Below are 16,662 nucleotides of genomic sequence, written 5' to 3' on the forward strand. Positions count from 1 at the left end.
CTTTTACCCTTTAAAACTTTCTAGGGTAAAAAATTTTGTTTTGAACAATAGCATAAAATAATTACATAATTACTAGTGATAATACTGTTATATTACTTTCTCTTTTAGTCTGATCCTTTCTAAGCGATTAAGTATACGGACGATTAATTCTGACTCTACAAATGGTTTTTTTACATAGTCATCAGCTCCTGCTGCATAAACTTTATGCACAATTTCTGTATCAGAATGTACGGACAAGAACAAAACACTTAACTGGTTCCAACGAGGATCGTTGCGTACAGCTTGGCATAGTTCAATACCGCTAAAATCAGGCATTTCGATATCTAAAATCAGCAAATCTGGTACAGTATATTCTAATACATCCCAGAATCTTTGAGAATCTTGTAATGTAGTTAGTTGTATTCCCCAAGGTGACAGCAATGCAGTTACACGATTAAGCACTAAGGAGTCATCATCTACAACCAGGATTTTGGCTTCAGCCATATGGTGCTGTTTCAGTGCTGTTTTGACAACGGAAATAACCTCGCTAGCAGACATAGTTTTACTTAAAAAGCCACAGGCACCAAGACTTACAGCTTCTACTCGTTTAGACAATTGATTGCAGCTAGTGAAAACTAAGACAGGAATGTCAGGCTGACTCTGATTCAGTTCTGCTAAGAGCTTTAAACCATTCTCCTGTGGATCACTAAAGGAGAGATCTAATAAAATGACATCAGGAGAGTATATAACAAGTATACTTCTTGCCGTTTTCAGATTTGCTGCAATCTCTACTTGAAAGCCGTGAGTTTTTGCCTCTAGTTCAACTCGTTCAGTTAATATAGCATCGTCATCAATTATTAGTAACCACCCAGAAGAAACTCTAGAAAGAGAACTAGCAGTAGGCATCAAGGATTGCTGACGCACTATTTTTTTCAGTGATTTAATTAATTCCCCTAATTGCAAGGTTACATTTTGCTTCGGAGTAGTTTGACTTTCCTCCAGCAATCTTTCAATTTCCCTTGCTATTTTTGAACCTTCCAAAAGACTGTAGCATCCCAACGAACCTGCTAAACGATGGGCTTGTGCTGTTGCTTGCTTGAGCAAAGAAAGATTTGGTGTTGCATCTGATAAGTGGGCTTGTACCTGCTCAAATAATTTAATCTGTTCCCCTAGAGTTTGTTTAAACTCTTCCCACATATTTGCCACCACAGCCATCACTTTTGCTTCGGCTTGCTGCTTTTGTGTCAACTCAGTTCCTCTACTGGGATCTAAAACCCCATCTTCTAGAAGTTGTAAGTTGGAGTTGGGATAATAGTCCCCCTCCCAAACCCCTTTTTCTTCCGCAGTTCTTCCACTTAGGGAAATCCTTAGATTATACTGTTCTCTATTTCTTTTTCCCCGTTGCCTTTTAATTGATTTATCCTGTTCTTCTTTGAGGCGATAACCCAATCCATAAACTGTTTCTATCAAATCTACATTCATCCCAGCTACTTTTAATTTTTGCCGCAAACCTTTAATTTGGGTTGTCACAGCTTCCTCACTAGGAAATTCTAGAGAAGACCATATTTTATCTAGCAAAGCTCTTCTACTATATATTCTCTGAGGGCTACGGAGAAAAAGTTCTAGTAAACCATATTCTTTCGGAGTAAGATGTAGATGTTTGTCAGTATAAGTAACTTCTTTAGTATTTGTATTAAGCTGTAAATTTTCCCAAATTAATACTGTTGGTAAAATTTCTTTTCCTCTACGCAATAAAGCTTTTATTCGTGCAATTAACTCTAATAAATCAAAGGGTTTAGCAACATAATCGTCTGCACCAGCCTCTAATCCCATGACACGCATACTAGTGCTATCCTTGCCCGTCAATATTAAAATTGGCATTTGATAGCCTGCAAAACGAATTTGGCGACAAAGGGTGATTCCATCTAATCCTAGAAGCGAAACATCCAATAAAAGCAGATCGTAATCAACTTTTTTTGCTAACTCTAACCCGATTTGACCATCATTTATAGTCTCAACTTGATAGTTATAATTTGTAAGTGCTGCTACAACTATTGAAGTTGTAAATTCATCATCTTCTATCAAAAGAATTTTCATGGAAATTCTCTTTCTGTATTTAGATTACAGAAACTAACAGAAATTATATTCTTGCTTATTGTCTAAATAAAAACTAGATTATGCAAACCAATCTAAAATATGACAAATTCATTCGATTTGCTCTGGAAAGTTTATTTTTTTAGTTCTTCAGAATTGATTCTTTGTACGTAATGTTATACCAAATTATCAATAATGTCATTGACTAGTAGCAAATAACTCAAAACTATGCTCATCCGTACTAGTACGATGAGTCTGAAATTATAAAATTTCTCTTTAAAAGATTATTTATAAAGTAAACATTAAATTGTAATAACGCACCAATAAATACGGTACGTTACGGCTAATCTGACTCTCTTAAACGCTCAAACCTTTAACATAAGCCGTAACGCACCCTACTTACTTTATAAATAGTCTCTAAATAAATTTTTGAACGATAGCAATCATCTAATGCAAGCAGATTGAACAACCAATTTCAATTGTTTACAAGTTTCAGAAATGCTTTTTGATTATATTACTTAAAAGTGGGGGTGGAGGGACTTGAACCCTCACGACCTTTTACGGTCAACGGATTTTCATTCTCCTGCGGCTTTCGCCACTGCCTGATAGCTTCTACTATCTTAGACTTTGAGAATTGGACTCTCCCTTTACCCTCGACTTTACGTTAGGGTAGCTCCCGTCAAGTCTCTGCACCTTCCGAACTAGCCTTTTGTTAGTAATCATTTGTAAGCTACAAATGACTAATGACAAGTGACGAGTTTAGCTTGGCTCAGGATTGCCTTGTCTGTTACCAGATTTAGGTTTCCCTGAATTTGAGAGCTTACACTCAAAGGATTTCTCCTTTAAGGCTCAATTACTTAAGTCCGTAGCGTCTACCATTCCGCCACACCCCCAGATTTGTTTGGGAGTCACTTTTTAGTTGGTGAGGCATTAAATACCTCCTCGATCTATTGCAACATCATTTGTGTCATTTGCCAACTAGTAACTATAAAAAATTTTTCTGGATAACCGAACTTTTTTAAAAAAAGGCAGAAAATTCTCCTGAGCCGACTTGATAATTGGATAGTCAGGAGCAAAAGCAATCAACGGTACTTTCCTGGTGGCAAGCTTTCAGCCTATGATGGAAAGGAAGATGCACCCGTTGGTTATTGCTGAATTAAACTCATGATGGAATCTATGATGGTACCGCTCCTGTACCTGATTTTGGCTGGAGCTTATCTGTTAGTCATACCTGTGGCTGTGCTGTTCTATCTAAATAAACGTTGGTATGTGGCTAGCTCCATAGAGCGTGCATTTATGTACTTTTTGATATTTTTCTTCTTTCCAGGTTTATTAGTTTTGTCACCGTTTGTGAATCTTCGACCCAAGCGGCGGCAAATTGAAGCTTAAATTAACAATGGTAGGTCATAAGACTTATGCGACGCATTGACGCTATTGGAATTGGCTTAGGCGTTTTTATAGCAGGTGGCTTGGTGTATTTACTTCTGCAACTGGCAGGCTTAGATAGTTTGAATGCTGGGATCTGGAGTCAAGCCTTGCTAGTCGGTGGATTAGTTGGCTGGTTGCTGACATATCTTTTCCGTGCAGTTAGTCATAATATGACCTACCATCAGCAACGCGAACAATATGAGGAAGCCTACTTGCAAAAGCGCTTAGAAGAACTTTCCCCAGAAGAATTAGCGGAAATTCAAGCCGAAATAGAACAGGAAGAACAACATAAGGTGTAAATTGGTTATTTGTCATTTGTCCTTTGCTCATGACTAATGACAAATGACTGATGACTAATTACTAATAACTAATTACTAATGACTGCGATTTCCGATTGCTTTGAAAACCTGGCACGTAACCGAGAGTGCGCCTTAATCCCCTTTATTACTGCTGGCGATCCAGATATAGAAACTACAGTAGAAGCCTTACGAGTTTTGGATCGCAGTGGTGCGGATATAATTGAGCTTGGTGTTCCCTATTCTGATCCTCTTGCTGATGGGCCTGTTATTCAAGCTGCTGCTACTCGCGCTTTGCAAAGGGGAACAACTTTAGATCAAGTGCTAGAAATGCTGAAAGACACCTCTTCTAGCTTGCGAGTTTCCTCCGAAAAGGCTGCGCCAACGCCAATTATTCTGTTTACTTACTATAACCCCATTCTCAACCGTGGTATCGATACGTTTCTCCAGCAAGTTGCTAATGCTGGCGTAGCTGGCTTAGTCGTGCCAGATTTACCTTTAGAAGAAGCTGCAACCTTGCTCAAACCTGCTGCTGAAATTGGCATTGATGTCACTTTGTTGATAGCTCCCACTAGTTCCACCGAACGGATCGAAGCAATTGCTCGCGCCTCCCAAGGTTTTATTTATTTAGTCAGTGTGACTGGTGTTACAGGGATGCGATCGCAAGTTGAAACACGAGTATCTAATTTACTAAAAGAAATACGTAATCATACTAATAAACCAATTGGTGTAGGTTTTGGAATTTCTCAAGCAGAACAAGCTCGTCAGGTGAAAGAGTGGGGAGCGGATGCTGCAATTGTTGGCAGTGCTTTTGTAAAACGCTTGGCTGAAGGTACTCCACAGCAAGGTTTAAAGGCGATCGCCGAATTTTGTCAAACACTCAAAAGCGCGCTTGCTAACCCGTAAGCACAAGCAAATAGCAATTTAAACGAGACAAACTGGGAAGGTAGATTAAAATGTTTAATAATCAAAGTTTTTTTACCTTCCTTTGTAGACATTTTCAAAAATATAGTTTTGAATATATAAAGCAGATATCAAGCGGTAAAAAAGTAGGTTTTACCGCTTATCCGGATTTGGGTGTTATTTAAAGTACAGTACTTTTAGGATGTAAATTTTATGATTATGAGTGTTAAAGTATATCGGTCACAAGCGATCGTGGTGGCTTCGCTATATAGAGGTAAAGGCAATGAGTGAGAGTATGGCGTTCATCGGCGGTGTCGCCGTGGCGGGGCTAGCAGCTATTTTGTTGTTAAAGGGAACTGGAAATCCTCTGCAACAGCCAAATATTGCAGTTGCTCCACAATTGCCAACCACTATGATGCCTGGAGTTATACAGCAGCCACCGACATACAATCCTTACGCACCACAACCTGTTGCTCCAACACCTACAACTCCTAACCCTGATGAGCGTTTGGCAATGGAACGTCTCAAAATGGAAAATGAAGGGCTAAAAAAGGAAAACGAGCAACTCAAAAGTCAAATGCAACAGTTCCAAGCTCAACTCCAACAAGCTTATAACTATCAGTTGCAATTAAATGCACAGCAAAACCAAAATGCAGCGTCACGAATGCAGCAATCCGAAAACCCCTGGTGGTCTTCACCTATAGTATGGGCAGTGGGAGGTATGTCTTTAACTATCGGCGGAGGTATTGTTGTTGCTGGGGTAATATCTTTGTTCTCTCCTAAACAGCGTCATACTCGTACCGTTCAAGTTATTCATCCGTACAATGGTTCTGGCACACCGTTAGTTCCAGTGCGTCGAGCTGAGTTTTTACCACCTCACACTGAAGTAAGGCGAGTTAATGCGCCAGAATACGAGGACACATACTAAGTAGTTTGAAACACAACAAAGCACCTCTTAGTAAAAAAGCTTTCCGAAAACACAGACGTGCGAAAATTAGTTTTCTCATGCTTATTTTTCATGTTTTTTAATAGTAAAAAATATTTAGACACTTAATTAATACTTATTAAGAAGCCCTTCATCATTAAATACACAGTTAGTCTAGTAGAGCGCGTTAAAGCAGAGCGAACGTACCCCATGATTGTGGTGGGTTATGGATATGGATAGTTCTCATTCTCTTATACTTCTAAACCCTTGCATAGCCGTCATACATCTTACTTAACTTACTCTTACAGTCATTTTCAGATGAATAGACCAGACAATACTGTAAGAGCGGGTTTTGTCTCAATCTCTAGCTCAAACCGAAAGAATATCTGCTAAACCTGCCCCGACAAAAAATTGTGGTTCAAATAAATAAAATTTGCTTTAAATTAATCACTAAATGTTTTATTATCTTCACTGTTTAGTTGATTCAGTAGTAGAAAGCTTGTCTTTAGAATTATTATTTGGCTTGGTGATTTGAGGAAGCTTTTGTTTAGCTATATTTTCGGCAGCTTGTTTAAATAACGGTTCTATTTTGTTTCGCCAGTATTGAATATTTGGTAAATTTTCGGGTTTGTCTTTGTAAGCCAAAACTTTATCCCATTGACCACTATCTAATGCTTTATTAATCTCATTGAAGAAAGCTTCTGACTTTGCCCAATCTTGTTGCCATTGGTTTAACATTTCAGTCGTTTGTTTCAAGCCAGAGGCATTTTCGGGAATAGATTTCACCAGTTCAACTGCACCTTGTAAATCTCCAGATTCATACTTCTTTCTTGCTTTTTCTACAGTCTTGGTAGATGTTTTTTCCTGTGATTTCTCCAACTCTAATTGTGGAGATAAAGAAGATGGATCTAATGTTTCTGGAGACGAAGTTTTGCTATCCACAACAGATTTTGCTGGGGGAGTTGAAAGAGAACCAATCAAGTCAACATCGTTTACAGTTTTCACAGCAATGCCTTTATCTCGCAGACAAGTAACCCATCCATCTTTATTTTTGATATGAACTTGTTCTATCCAAGCTCGTTGTGAGTCAACTTTCACTTCTACCCAACCGCGTTTTGTCCGTCTTCCTGTTACTTCTAGCTTCTTGCCTTTGTTAACTTTTTGCATAATGTTATCACTTGTGATCGCACTCGGCTCTGAGCGGATATTTGCTTGCTTGGCTCCAACTACAGCTAAACAAGTGGGTGCTGTAATGATGTCATTACCTTCTGTCATGTTCGCAGCAAAATTTTGTGCATTCTTAACTACCAACGGCGCAACAGCAGCAGCACTACCTGCCAAAAATACTAGAACAAATAGCTGCAATAAGTCAGGGCTGTTAGAACTCTTGGAAACAGAAGTAAGTGGCTTGGTGGCTATTTCTGGCGATGCTGGAGATGCATTATTTGCTGGTGCAAGGGCGATCGTTTTCTGTTGAGATTGGCGTGACGGGAAAGCAGTTGCCCCATAGCTGAGATTTTTGCGATATTCTCCAGCTTGAGAGCGGATATCAATTGCCTGCAACGCTTCCAATGCTTCCTTAGCGCTTTGATAACGATCTTTAAAGTGATAGCGTACCATTTTACTCAATATCGCCGCCAAATCTCGGCTAATGGGTACTAAGTGCTGCCAGAGAATTTCGCCTGTTTGGGGATCTTCTTGCATTTCTACTGGCGCTACTCCTGTTAGCGCTTGAATGGCAATAATACCCAAAGCGTAGATATCACTATTGGGGCGGGGTTTGCCTTGCCCTTGTTCTGTCGGCATATAACCGGGAGTGCCAATAGCTACCGTAGCAGAGAAGTACCCGGCAGCATTGATAATTGATGTTTGGGTTGCGTATTCGGAGGGTGTACGCAATTTTTTCACCGCTCCAAAGTCTAATAAGACTAATTTCTTGTCTGAGGCACGACGGATAATATTGTCTGGCTTGATGTCGCGGTGAATTACACCATGACTGTGAACAAAATCTAAGATATTTAAAATTTCTGTTAATAAATCTATGACTTCCCCTTCAGTCCAGTTTTCACTAGACATCATTTCATCACTAAGGGAATGTCCTTCAATAAATTCCTGTACCAAGTAGAATTCTTGATTCTCGTCAAAGTAAGCCAACAGCCGAGGTATTTGATCGTGGTTACCCAATTTTTCTAAAGTTTCGGCTTCGCTTTCAAATAGGCGTTTAGCTGTATCAAACAATGAGGGAGCGGCGCTAATTGGCTTAAGGTGCTTAACTACGCAGATCGGATTACCCGGCCGTTTTGTATCCTGGGCAATATATGTTTCACCAAATCCTCCTGTTGCTAGGACTTGCATGACTTGGTATCGATGGTCTAGTAACTTGCCAATCATATTCCCTCCCCAGTATTAACATCCATTTTCTCAGGATGGTAATAAATATCTCCAAAATTTCCTCGATAAAATCCGTTATCTTGAGAAAAGATTTGGATGTAAAATGCAATTTTTTAGTCAAAAAACATTGTTAATTTTGATTTCAATATCATTTTTTAGTAACCATGCCACCTAAAATAACAAATTCAGTCGCGTGGCGGCAGGCTGAACTCCTCATGCAACCTGCTTTCATTCGCGTTGTGGATAATATTCGCAAATTGCTTGATGTATCTGCTTGGAAGGGAACTTACCAGGATGTACTGATTTGGCCCCCAAATACCAGCGATGAGACAAAAGCAGTTGTGACAAGACTTTTACAAGATCTAGAAGCCGCAACTCCTGAGAAAGCACTTGAAATTAGAGAGACTCTCGCCCGTCTACCAATGCCCCATCCAGGATATCATCTGTGTTTGCAGCGTCAAGAGCAGCAAGTAAGTGTGGATTTGTGGGAATTGTGTTACCGGGTATGTTTTGTTGATTACAATTCCTTGAGTGATGAACCAGTTGATATTGATACTAGTCTAATCGATGAAACGGGTGATGTGGATTGGAATGCTTTGGAAGCTAAAACGAAAGGGTTAGTCGAACAAGTGTTTGCAAGTTTACCTCCAGAATAACTTTATCTCTAGCCCCTTTCCCCAAATGGAGAGGGGAATTTTTGATCAACGACTAAGAATATATAGACGCGAAAGTGTTTTTGCACAGGCTAATACTCTACCCGCTGGCAAATGAGAAGCCCTACTGCTTACTTGTGAAAACAGAGTCAGTTTTTTAATGATGGCTCTATTGCAGAAGTAAGAGGATTCTAAAAATCTAGTTTTCAACTTCAAAATAGGAAATAGGGAATAGAGGTTTTCATAATTTCGTTACGGGAATAATTATATGAGTTTATGTCTTCTGAATACTTTTGTGATTAAATTCCTTACTTGTATGCAGAGTGCTCTGGGGGGTTACTCTCACAATATTTAAAAAATGATAACTTAGCACAAGTTTCTAAAACTTATTTTAAAGAAAAGTTTAACTTTTAGTTAAATTGGGATTTTGAGTATAGTATTCTGGAACGCAAACTATTTTAGTGAACAGAAAGTATAATTTAATAGGGCAGTAATATTTAATTTATTTCTAATTATAACTGTTTTAGGCAAATTAAATACTCTAACATCCAATAAGTTTAGCAGCGATTTTTTTATATTTTTGCAAGAATTGTTGACTTTTAACCTAAATATACATAGGTAAAAATGACAGCGCAATTACTTAAAATTCAGCAACAATTGTCATTCCATAAAGGACAAAGAATCTTATTAATAGAAGATAATGATATCAATAGAATGTTACTCAGTGATTATCTGAATCACTTTAGATATAAAGTTCAGAGTTTGGCAGGAGGATCTGATTTTATTTCTACTATCAAAAAGTTTCAACCAGATTTGATTTTATTAGATTTAAAACTACCTGATATTGATGGTTATTCTTTACTAGAAAGAATACAGCAAGAAGCAGATATATCCCATATACCGATTTTTATCGTTTCGGCATTTGCTTTTAAAGAAGATAGGGAACGAGCAATCAAACTGGGTGCTCGTCGTTACTTTGTTAAACCTGTAAACTTGATTGAGTTGATTTTGGCAATTCAAGAAGAATTAGCTTGTAAGCTTTTCCAGTGAAATTGGCAATATAGAAAAATATACAATCAATAAAATTTCATAGTAATTTTACTTAAAATAAATATATTCTCATCTTGCACTAGTTCCAATAGCCTTCAAAACCCTCGTTACCAAGTTCAACCTGATCACGAGAACTTCAATAAAATTTCATAGTAATTTTACTTAAAATAAATATAGGTAAATTATAAAGTTGCCAAACTTTGGTTGTGACAACATCAGCTCAAACACTACCACTAATTAAAGAACCAGAACGTCTAGAAAGTCGTTTAGCCGAAATTCCACCAGAACCTGGAGTTTATATGATGCGAGACGGAAGCGATCGCATTATATATATAGGTAAATCTCGGAAGTTGCGATCGCGTGTTCGTTCTTATTTTCGAGAATCACAAAAACTCAGCGAACGTATCGCCATAATGGTAAGGCAGGTGACAGAGATTGAATTCATTGTCACCGATACTGAAACGGAAGCTCTAGCGTTAGAAGCTAATCTGATCAAGCAGCACCAACCGTATTTCAACGTGTTGCTGAAGGATGATAAAAAATATCCTTATGTTTGTATTACTTGGTCAGAAGATTATCCCCGTATCTATATTACCCGTAAGCGTCAATTAGGTAAAGAAAAGGACAAATATTACGGGCCTTATACTGATTCTCACTTACTGCGGGAGATATTGCGCTTGTGTAAGCGGATATTTCCTCTGCGACAGCGCCCTCAACCACTATTTAAAGACCGTCCCTGCTTAAATTACGATATAGGACGTTGTCCTGGTGTGTGTCAGTTGCTAATTTCCCCAGAAGAATACCGCAAAACTGTGCAAAAAGTGGCGATGGTATTCCAAGGGCGAAGCAGCGAACTGATTGACATCCTGACAGAACAAATGCACAAGCAAGCAGAGGCACTTAACTTTGAGGCGGCAGCACGGATTCGCGATCAAATTGCAGGGCTAAAGTCTCTCAATGCCGATCAAAAAGTTTCCCTACCAGATGATACGGTTTCTCGTGATGCGATCGCTTTAGCAGCGGATGCACAACACGCCTGCATTCAATTATTTCAAATTCGTGCCGGACAATTGGTGGGTAGACTTGCATATGTTGCGGAAGTACCCCCCCTTTCATCCCCCCCGCAAGCGGGGGGCAGTGAGGGAGGGTTGATGGGAGCCATCTTACAACGCGTGTTGGAGGAACACTACCAAACTGCCGATGCGGTGGAGATTCCTACGGAAATTTTGGTGCAGCATGAATTGCCAGATACAGAGATATTGGCGGATGTGCTGACACAGCGCAAAGCCAGAAAAGTGACGATTGTCGCTCCTCAGCGACAAACCAAGGCAGAATTGATAGAAATGGTAGAGCGAAACGCTCAATATGAATTGCAAAGAATGCAAAAATTGGGCGATCGCAACCAACAAGCGATGCAAGATTTAGCTGCCATCCTTGATTTGCCCGACTTACCTCATCGCATTGAGGGCTATGATATATCTCACATTCAAGGCTCGAATGCTGTAGCTTCTCAAGTTGTGTTTATCGACGGAATCAGTGCCAAGCAACACTATCGCCATTACAAAATCAAAAATCCCACAGTTACAACCGGACATTCGGATGATTTTGCCAGTCTGGCTGAAGTTATCTGTCGTCGCTTTCGCAAGTATACCGAAGATCCGCAATTGTCACGAATTGGGAATCCTGACTGGCCTGATCTAATTATGATTGATGGTGGTAAAGGTCAGTTATCAGCAGTTGTAGCAGTTTTACAAGATATGAATTTATTGGAAGACTTGCGTGTGATTAGTCTGGCAAAACGGCGAGAAGAAATTTTTCTACCAGGAGAATCGGAACCGCTGCCAACAGAGTCAGAACAACCAGGTGTACAACTACTGCGGAGATTGCGAGATGAAGCGCATCGATTTGCTGTCAGTTTTCATCGCCAGCAACGCAGCGATAAATTGAAGCGATCGCGTTTAGATGAAATTCCCGGTTTGGGGCATTATCGCCAAAAACAGCTTTTGGGGCATTTCCGCTCAGTTGATTATATTCGCCAAGCTACACCTGCACAAATAGCTGAAGTTCCAGGAATTGGCTCGCGTTTGGCTCAGGAAATTTATGACTATTTTCATCCCGCTTAAAGTAGATAGGTAAAATGCTAAGGCTTATTAAATGCTGATAAGCAGGAGAAAAGAAATGATGGGTAATTGATAAGCGGGAAAAACCCATTACCTAATTACCCATTACCCATTACCCATTACCCATTACTAATCATTAGATTAGCAAATATGGCTGAAGCTATTCATCTGTTGATTGGAAGTTTTTCTTAAATTTTATCTCTAAACATTAATGATTTTTTTGCAGTAGCAAAAAAATCATTTCGACTTAGAATTAATATTTTTTTACTCGAACTTCTAATTTGTTATGTATTTACTAATTTAATAATAACGCTATTTTTGAACTACATTTTAGACAAAATTCTAATTTCCATTCTTTTTGCGCCTAGCTTTAAAAATTGTAACTTAATATACAAAATTTGCAAGAATTTTGCAAAAGAATATTTTTGCACTGGAATTACCCTCAATCTTGTGATGAAGTAGGGTGCCATTAGAGCCTAAAGTTAACCAAATATGATTTGCCCAAGTCTTGCTAAAAGCTACTGCTGCTTTTATTAGCAAAAATAAACAAAAGGGACTAAAGTTAGTATAGTCTCAAGCTTATCTTAGTAGGGATCGCAGAAACCATAAGTCAATACAGCATAAACAAGATGCTTTTATATCCAAAGCTAGATGGTTATATAGATAAAGTTTAAGATAATCAAAAGAATTATAGGTTGTTAAGTTTTTCCAGGCTAAATTGATTTACTGGCTAATATAATATTGATTTTTGTTAAGTATGAGAAATTAAAAGTTAGCTAGTTTCATTAGCCTGCTTATTGTTTCAAGCAAAACTAATCATGATATCCAGGGATTTAAAAATGCAGATAGTACAAAGTATTTACTGCCCCAATTGCGGTAGTAAAGGAGAAAGATATTATATTTCTGATAGACAATTAACAAGAACTCAATGCCAAAGTTGCGACTACTTAATGGTATGTTGCACCCTTACTGGTAAAGTTATTGAAGCTTATGCCCCTGGAATTTATGCACGTTGATAATTAGGTTAATGGATAGTGGTTAACAACTACCTACTATCTATTAACTACTAACTACTGTACGGACGGATTTCGTTGATTATCTTTCGGCTAAAACCGATGATTTATCTTCTAAACCCGCATAGCAGTCGTTACAACCGGGGGAACCCGACGCCAGGTGACGCCAGGTGCTACAACGCGGGAAACCCGCAAGGGCGCACTGGCTCCTTAACGCGCTGCCTCCCCTACTAACTACTGCTTACTTGCTCGTAGTTGTCCGCAAGCAGCATCTGCTTCTAAACCACGAGAGTAGCGTACGCTCACAGCAATATGATGCTGTTTGAGAACTTTGACAAAAGCTTGAATGCGACTAGAAGTCGGGCGTTTGTAGTCTACTTCAGAGATAGGATTATATGGTATTAAATTAACATGACTTTGAAATCGCCGTAGTCTTTGTGCCAACTCTGTAGCATGCTCTGGTAAGTCGTTAACATCCGCAAGCAGTACATATTCAAAAGTTACACGACGTCCCGTAATTTCCACATATTCACGGCATTCAGCTAGCAAATCTTCAATTTGATAGGTACGGGCGCTAGGGATGAGTTTTTCTCGTAGTGCTTGGTTGGGAGCGTGGAGACTGACTGCGAGGGTAACTTGTAGTTGATGTTGGGCAAATTTACGAATGCGATCGCCTATCCCCACTGTAGAGACAGTCATGCAGCGCTGTCCAATACCCACATCTTGATTGAGAGATTTAATCGCTCCTAAAACATGATCTGAATTTAATAGCGGTTCACCCATACCCATAAATACGATATGACTCACCCGCTGCTGAAAATCTTCCTGAACAGTTAATACCTGATCGACAATTTCGTGCCGTGCCAAATTACGTTTATAGCCACCTTTTCCAGTTGCACAGAAATCACATCCCATCGGACAACCAACTTGAGTCGAAACGCAAACTGTCAACCGTTCCAGAGATTTTGGATTTTGGATTTTGGATTTTGCAGCCACTGTGTTGCGGAGGTTCGCTCCGTTGTCGCAAGTGGCGTGATTTGGGAAGTTCTCCGTGTCCCCGCGTCCCCGCGTCTCCGACTCTCCCCCTCTTCGATCAGTGGGGATACCGACTGTTTCGATAATATATCCGTCTGCTAGTTGCAAAAGATACTTGACAGTACCATCGGGAGCAACAGAGCGATAGTGAATAGTAGAGCGTCCAATGGAAATTTCTGCAACTTCTGCCCGCCATTGTTTGGGAAAGACAGAAATATCAGCAAGCGATCGCACGCCTTTGTGATAAATCCATTCGTGTAGCTGCTTTCCTCTGTAGGCAGGTTGTCCTTTTTGTTGTACCCAAGCGGTTAACTCGGCAAGCGAAGCACCCAGCAAGGGAGGAGTTAATTCTCCTGATGCTGGATCTAATTTTTTTTTGGTAGGAGAGTCAACCCCAGGAAAAAGAGGCGTAGCAGACATAAAAAGTCACAAATTCACGGTGGCATATCTATCCTATAACCTCTTGCCGAATCTTGCTTTGACCTAGAGCGATCGCCTATTTCTCTCTAAAAAATTTAGAATTTACGCACGAGCTACGGAACAATAAAACCACAGAGGCACAGAGGAAGAGGAATAATAGTTAGAGAGGTATTTCCTCAATTTGAAAACTCATCATTATAAACTTATGTTAAGTTTTATTTTGGTTTGCACTCATGATTTCTCGCCGCAATTTTTTGAGCATATTATTCGTTAGTTGTTTTGCTCTGATCGGTTGGTTGAATTTTGCCCCAACAGCTCATGCCTTAGGTGGTAAACTGCCGCCTATTAATCAACCTGCACCCCTATTTACTTTGCCGACAAACTCTGGTGATGGTGAAATTTCTCTTTCTAATTTGCGTGGTAAGTGGGTAGTTCTGTACTTTTATCCAAAAGATTTCACTCCTGGTTGCACAATAGAAGCACGTCGTTTTCAGCAAGACTTACCCAAATATCTAGAAAAAAATACTCAAATTATTGGTGTGAGCGCGGATGATGTTAGTTCCCACACCGAATTTTGTGATTCAGAGGGTTTAGTATTCCCCCTATTAGCAGATACAACTGGTGCAGTGAGTAAAGCCTACGGTTCTTGGATGAGTTTTGTCTCGATGCGTCACACATTTATCATCGATCCGCAGGGTGTTCTGCGCGAGACTTTTGTCAAAGTCAATCCAGCTATCCACAGTCAAGAAGTCTTATCTCGGTTAGAGAAATTGCAAAAAACTACTGCTAAGGGTATGGGGGTATAGGGATATATGGGAGTAGGGGATAATGCTTCCCTTACACCTTCACACCCTTAAAACCTCTTTAGTCACTAGTAATGAGTAATTAGTCTTAAACTCATAATATAAATGGGCAGAATTAGAAAAAATTGATTACTAGTAAATAAAAGCTGATAGCTCCTTGGCGAGGCGTACTATGAATGTTGAACGCGAAGTAAACTTTCAAAATCCAACAGAAGAATTTGAATTTGCTCAACCACCTACTCCTCCTAAACCACTAGAATTGCTAAGAGATACTGAGGCTTTACTGCGTCGTCCAACAGTCGCAACACTGGTACCACTTTTACCGCCAAAGCTAGGAAAAAACTTGCAAGCTGCTTCTTCTGTTGCCGAAGATTCTTTAAAAGAGTTAGCCGAAATTGAACTAGAGAAAATTAGCGACTGGGAACTGCGAACTGCACGTATCCGTGTGGGATTAAGCTTTGTTGGTTTTGGAGCACTGATGATAGTTGTACTGTTACTTTATCTCACCACTTTGCATCCCCAACTCAGTTCAGTTCAACAAATTGGTTTATATTGGTATCAATATGTTTGGTTTGTGTGTTTGGGCGTAGCGGGAATGTTTATTCTCGGACGAGAAGCAATGCGTCCTACTGAAAAGCCTCAAAAATTCAAGAAACGCTGAGTATGAATAATATCAACCACAACCATTTAATTGTTGAACCTGGTTCTAAAATTTTATTAAAAGATTATGATCCTAAATATACGGGTAATTTCCAAAGTAAGGTTGATGCACAAGGCAAATTAGAAGCAGGCGTTCAGCAACTAAGAAAATATCAAGACGTTCTGTATGCTCAAAATACTTATGCTTTGTTAATTATATTTCAGGCAATGGATGCCGCTGGTAAAGATAGTACGATTAAGCATGTGATGTCTGGTGTCAATCCACAAGGCTGTCAGGTATTTAGCTTTAAAGCACCAAGTGCAGAAGAGTTAGATCATGATTATTTGTGGCGATCAGCCAAATCATTGCCAGAAAGAGGACGTATTGGCATTTTCAATCGTTCATACTATGAAGAAGTTTTAATAGTTCGTGTTCATCCAGAACTCCTACAAAAGCAACAATTGCCTGAATCCCTCAAGGCAAACCATATTTGGCAGCAACGATTTGAGGAAATTAACAATTTTGAAAAATATCTAGTAAATAATGGCATTATAGTTATTAAATTTTTTCTAAATGTTTCTAAAACAGAACAAAAAAAACGTTTTTTAGACAGAATTGAATTGCCAGAAAAAAATTGGAAGTTTTCAATTAATGATGTTCAAGAACGTGCTCACTGGGATGATTATATGAAAGTTTATGAAGATGTTTTCAATCATACCAGCACAGATTGGGCGCCTTGGTATATTATTCCTGCCGATCGCAAATGGTTTATGCGTCTTGCTGTATCTGAAATTATCTGCTCGAAATTAAAAGAACTTAATCTAAAATATCCAATTGTCAGCGATGAACATAAACAGCAACTTTTACAGGCAAAAGCAATATTAGAACGAGAAGATTAGCTATAGAGTGAGA

14 protein-coding genes are annotated in these 16,662 nt (G+C 39.2%); 11 read left to right on the top strand and 3 right to left on the bottom strand.

The annotated features are described in order from the left end of the window. Window positions 1–87: 87 nt before the first annotated feature. The gene (locus U2718_RS18975; protein WP_341996080.1) at window positions 88–2,076 is read right to left on the bottom strand and encodes a response regulator; all 1,989 of its coding nucleotides are present in this window, start codon (window positions 2,074–2,076) and stop codon (window positions 88–90) included. 1,173 nt (window positions 2,077–3,249) lie between these two features. On the opposite strand from U2718_RS18975, the gene ndhL reads away from it, so the two are divergent. From ndhL to U2718_RS18995, 4 genes are all read left to right on the top strand, one after another. Beyond that, complete coding sequence (gene ndhL, locus U2718_RS18980) at window positions 3,250–3,462, top strand: NAD(P)H-quinone oxidoreductase subunit L (RefSeq protein ID WP_341996306.1); 213 nt, start codon at window positions 3,250–3,252, stop codon at window positions 3,460–3,462. A 26-nt stretch (window positions 3,463–3,488) separates the two neighbouring features. Continuing rightward, window positions 3,489–3,800 carry a DUF3007 family protein gene (locus U2718_RS18985; RefSeq protein ID WP_341996082.1) on the top strand — a complete coding sequence of 104 codons (312 nt, stop codon included), beginning with the start codon at window positions 3,489–3,491 and terminating at the stop codon, window positions 3,798–3,800. A 78-nt stretch (window positions 3,801–3,878) separates the two neighbouring features. Continuing rightward, window positions 3,879–4,703 (top strand): tryptophan synthase subunit alpha, encoded by an 825-nt coding sequence (gene trpA / locus U2718_RS18990; protein ID WP_341996084.1) that lies wholly within the window; start codon window positions 3,879–3,881, stop codon window positions 4,701–4,703. A 280-nt stretch (window positions 4,704–4,983) separates the two neighbouring features. Beyond that, window positions 4,984–5,628, top strand: a complete 645-nt coding sequence (locus U2718_RS18995) for a heterocyst differentiation related protein (RefSeq protein WP_341996308.1) — start codon at window positions 4,984–4,986, stop codon at window positions 5,626–5,628. A 465-nt stretch (window positions 5,629–6,093) separates the two neighbouring features. Here U2718_RS18995 and U2718_RS19000 read toward each other — a convergent pair whose 3' ends face one another. After that, a complete protein-coding gene (locus tag U2718_RS19000; RefSeq protein ID WP_341996086.1) occupies window positions 6,094–8,016 on the bottom strand; it encodes a serine/threonine-protein kinase in 1,923 nt (640 codons plus the stop codon). Between the two features lie 164 nt (window positions 8,017–8,180). On the opposite strand from U2718_RS19000, the gene U2718_RS19005 reads away from it, so the two are divergent. The 4 genes from U2718_RS19005 (at window position 8,181) to U2718_RS19020 (ending at window position 12,855) form a co-directional block, all read left to right on the top strand. Beyond that, window positions 8,181–8,672 carry a hypothetical protein gene (locus tag U2718_RS19005; protein ID WP_341996088.1) on the top strand — a complete coding sequence of 164 codons (492 nt, stop codon included), beginning with the start codon at window positions 8,181–8,183 and terminating at the stop codon, window positions 8,670–8,672. 621 nt (window positions 8,673–9,293) lie between these two features. Next, the gene (locus tag U2718_RS19010) at window positions 9,294–9,719 is read left to right on the top strand and encodes a response regulator (RefSeq protein ID WP_341996091.1); all 426 of its coding nucleotides are present in this window, start codon (window positions 9,294–9,296) and stop codon (window positions 9,717–9,719) included. Between the two features lie 206 nt (window positions 9,720–9,925). Next, a complete protein-coding gene (gene uvrC, locus U2718_RS19015) occupies window positions 9,926–11,842 on the top strand; it encodes an excinuclease ABC subunit UvrC (protein WP_341996093.1) in 1,917 nt (638 codons plus the stop codon). 836 nt (window positions 11,843–12,678) lie between these two features. Continuing rightward, window positions 12,679–12,855, top strand: coding sequence for a replication restart DNA helicase PriA (locus U2718_RS19020; protein WP_341996095.1), 177 nt, complete (start codon window positions 12,679–12,681; stop codon window positions 12,853–12,855). 231 nt (window positions 12,856–13,086) lie between these two features. Here U2718_RS19020 and rlmN read toward each other — a convergent pair whose 3' ends face one another. Then, on the bottom strand, window positions 13,087–14,307 hold the full coding sequence (rlmN, locus tag U2718_RS19025; RefSeq protein ID WP_341996097.1) for a 23S rRNA (adenine(2503)-C(2))-methyltransferase RlmN: 1,221 nt from the start codon (window positions 14,305–14,307) through the stop codon (window positions 13,087–13,089). A 233-nt stretch (window positions 14,308–14,540) separates the two neighbouring features. Between rlmN and U2718_RS19030 the strand changes: the two genes are divergently transcribed. The 3 genes from U2718_RS19030 (at window position 14,541) to U2718_RS19040 (ending at window position 16,649) form a co-directional block, all read left to right on the top strand. Then, on the top strand, window positions 14,541–15,113 hold the full coding sequence (locus tag U2718_RS19030) for a peroxiredoxin (protein ID WP_341996099.1): 573 nt from the start codon (window positions 14,541–14,543) through the stop codon (window positions 15,111–15,113). 169 nt (window positions 15,114–15,282) lie between these two features. Next, window positions 15,283–15,771: a hypothetical protein gene (locus tag U2718_RS19035; RefSeq protein ID WP_341996101.1), complete on the top strand. Its 489-nt coding sequence runs from the start codon at window positions 15,283–15,285 to the stop codon at window positions 15,769–15,771. A gap of 2 nt (window positions 15,772–15,773) precedes the next feature. Next, window positions 15,774–16,649, top strand: coding sequence for a polyphosphate kinase 2 family protein (locus U2718_RS19040; RefSeq protein WP_341996103.1), 876 nt, complete (start codon window positions 15,774–15,776; stop codon window positions 16,647–16,649). Window positions 16,650–16,662 lie beyond the last annotated feature (13 nt).

The organism is Chlorogloeopsis sp. ULAP02, from assembly GCF_038404745.2.
GTDB lineage: Bacteria > Cyanobacteriota > Cyanobacteriia > Cyanobacteriales > Nostocaceae > Chlorogloeopsis.

What these genes read in the sequence shown, in the direction of transcription:
- U2718_RS18975 (WP_341996080.1), bottom strand. Translation starts at nt 2,076, where the DNA reads ATGAAAATTCTTTTGATAGAAGATGATGAATTTACAACTTCAATAGTT.
- ndhL (WP_341996306.1), top strand. Translation starts at nt 3,250, where the DNA reads ATGATGGTACCGCTCCTGTACCTGATTTTGGCTGGAGCTTATCTGTTA.
- U2718_RS18985 (WP_341996082.1), top strand. Translation starts at nt 3,489, where the DNA reads ATGCGACGCATTGACGCTATTGGAATTGGCTTAGGCGTTTTTATAGCA.
- trpA (WP_341996084.1), top strand. Translation starts at nt 3,879, where the DNA reads ATGACTGCGATTTCCGATTGCTTTGAAAACCTGGCACGTAACCGAGAG.
- U2718_RS18995 (WP_341996308.1), top strand. Translation starts at nt 4,984, where the DNA reads ATGAGTGAGAGTATGGCGTTCATCGGCGGTGTCGCCGTGGCGGGGCTA.
- U2718_RS19000 (WP_341996086.1), bottom strand. Translation starts at nt 8,016, where the DNA reads ATGATTGGCAAGTTACTAGACCATCGATACCAAGTCATGCAAGTCCTA.
- U2718_RS19005 (WP_341996088.1), top strand. Translation starts at nt 8,181, where the DNA reads ATGCCACCTAAAATAACAAATTCAGTCGCGTGGCGGCAGGCTGAACTC.
- U2718_RS19010 (WP_341996091.1), top strand. Translation starts at nt 9,294, where the DNA reads ATGACAGCGCAATTACTTAAAATTCAGCAACAATTGTCATTCCATAAA.
- U2718_RS19020 (WP_341996095.1), top strand. Translation starts at nt 12,679, where the DNA reads ATGCAGATAGTACAAAGTATTTACTGCCCCAATTGCGGTAGTAAAGGA.
- rlmN (WP_341996097.1), bottom strand. Translation starts at nt 14,307, where the DNA reads ATGTCTGCTACGCCTCTTTTTCCTGGGGTTGACTCTCCTACCAAAAAA.
- U2718_RS19030 (WP_341996099.1), top strand. Translation starts at nt 14,541, where the DNA reads ATGATTTCTCGCCGCAATTTTTTGAGCATATTATTCGTTAGTTGTTTT.
- U2718_RS19035 (WP_341996101.1), top strand. Translation starts at nt 15,283, where the DNA reads ATGAATGTTGAACGCGAAGTAAACTTTCAAAATCCAACAGAAGAATTT.
- U2718_RS19040 (WP_341996103.1), top strand. Translation starts at nt 15,774, where the DNA reads ATGAATAATATCAACCACAACCATTTAATTGTTGAACCTGGTTCTAAA.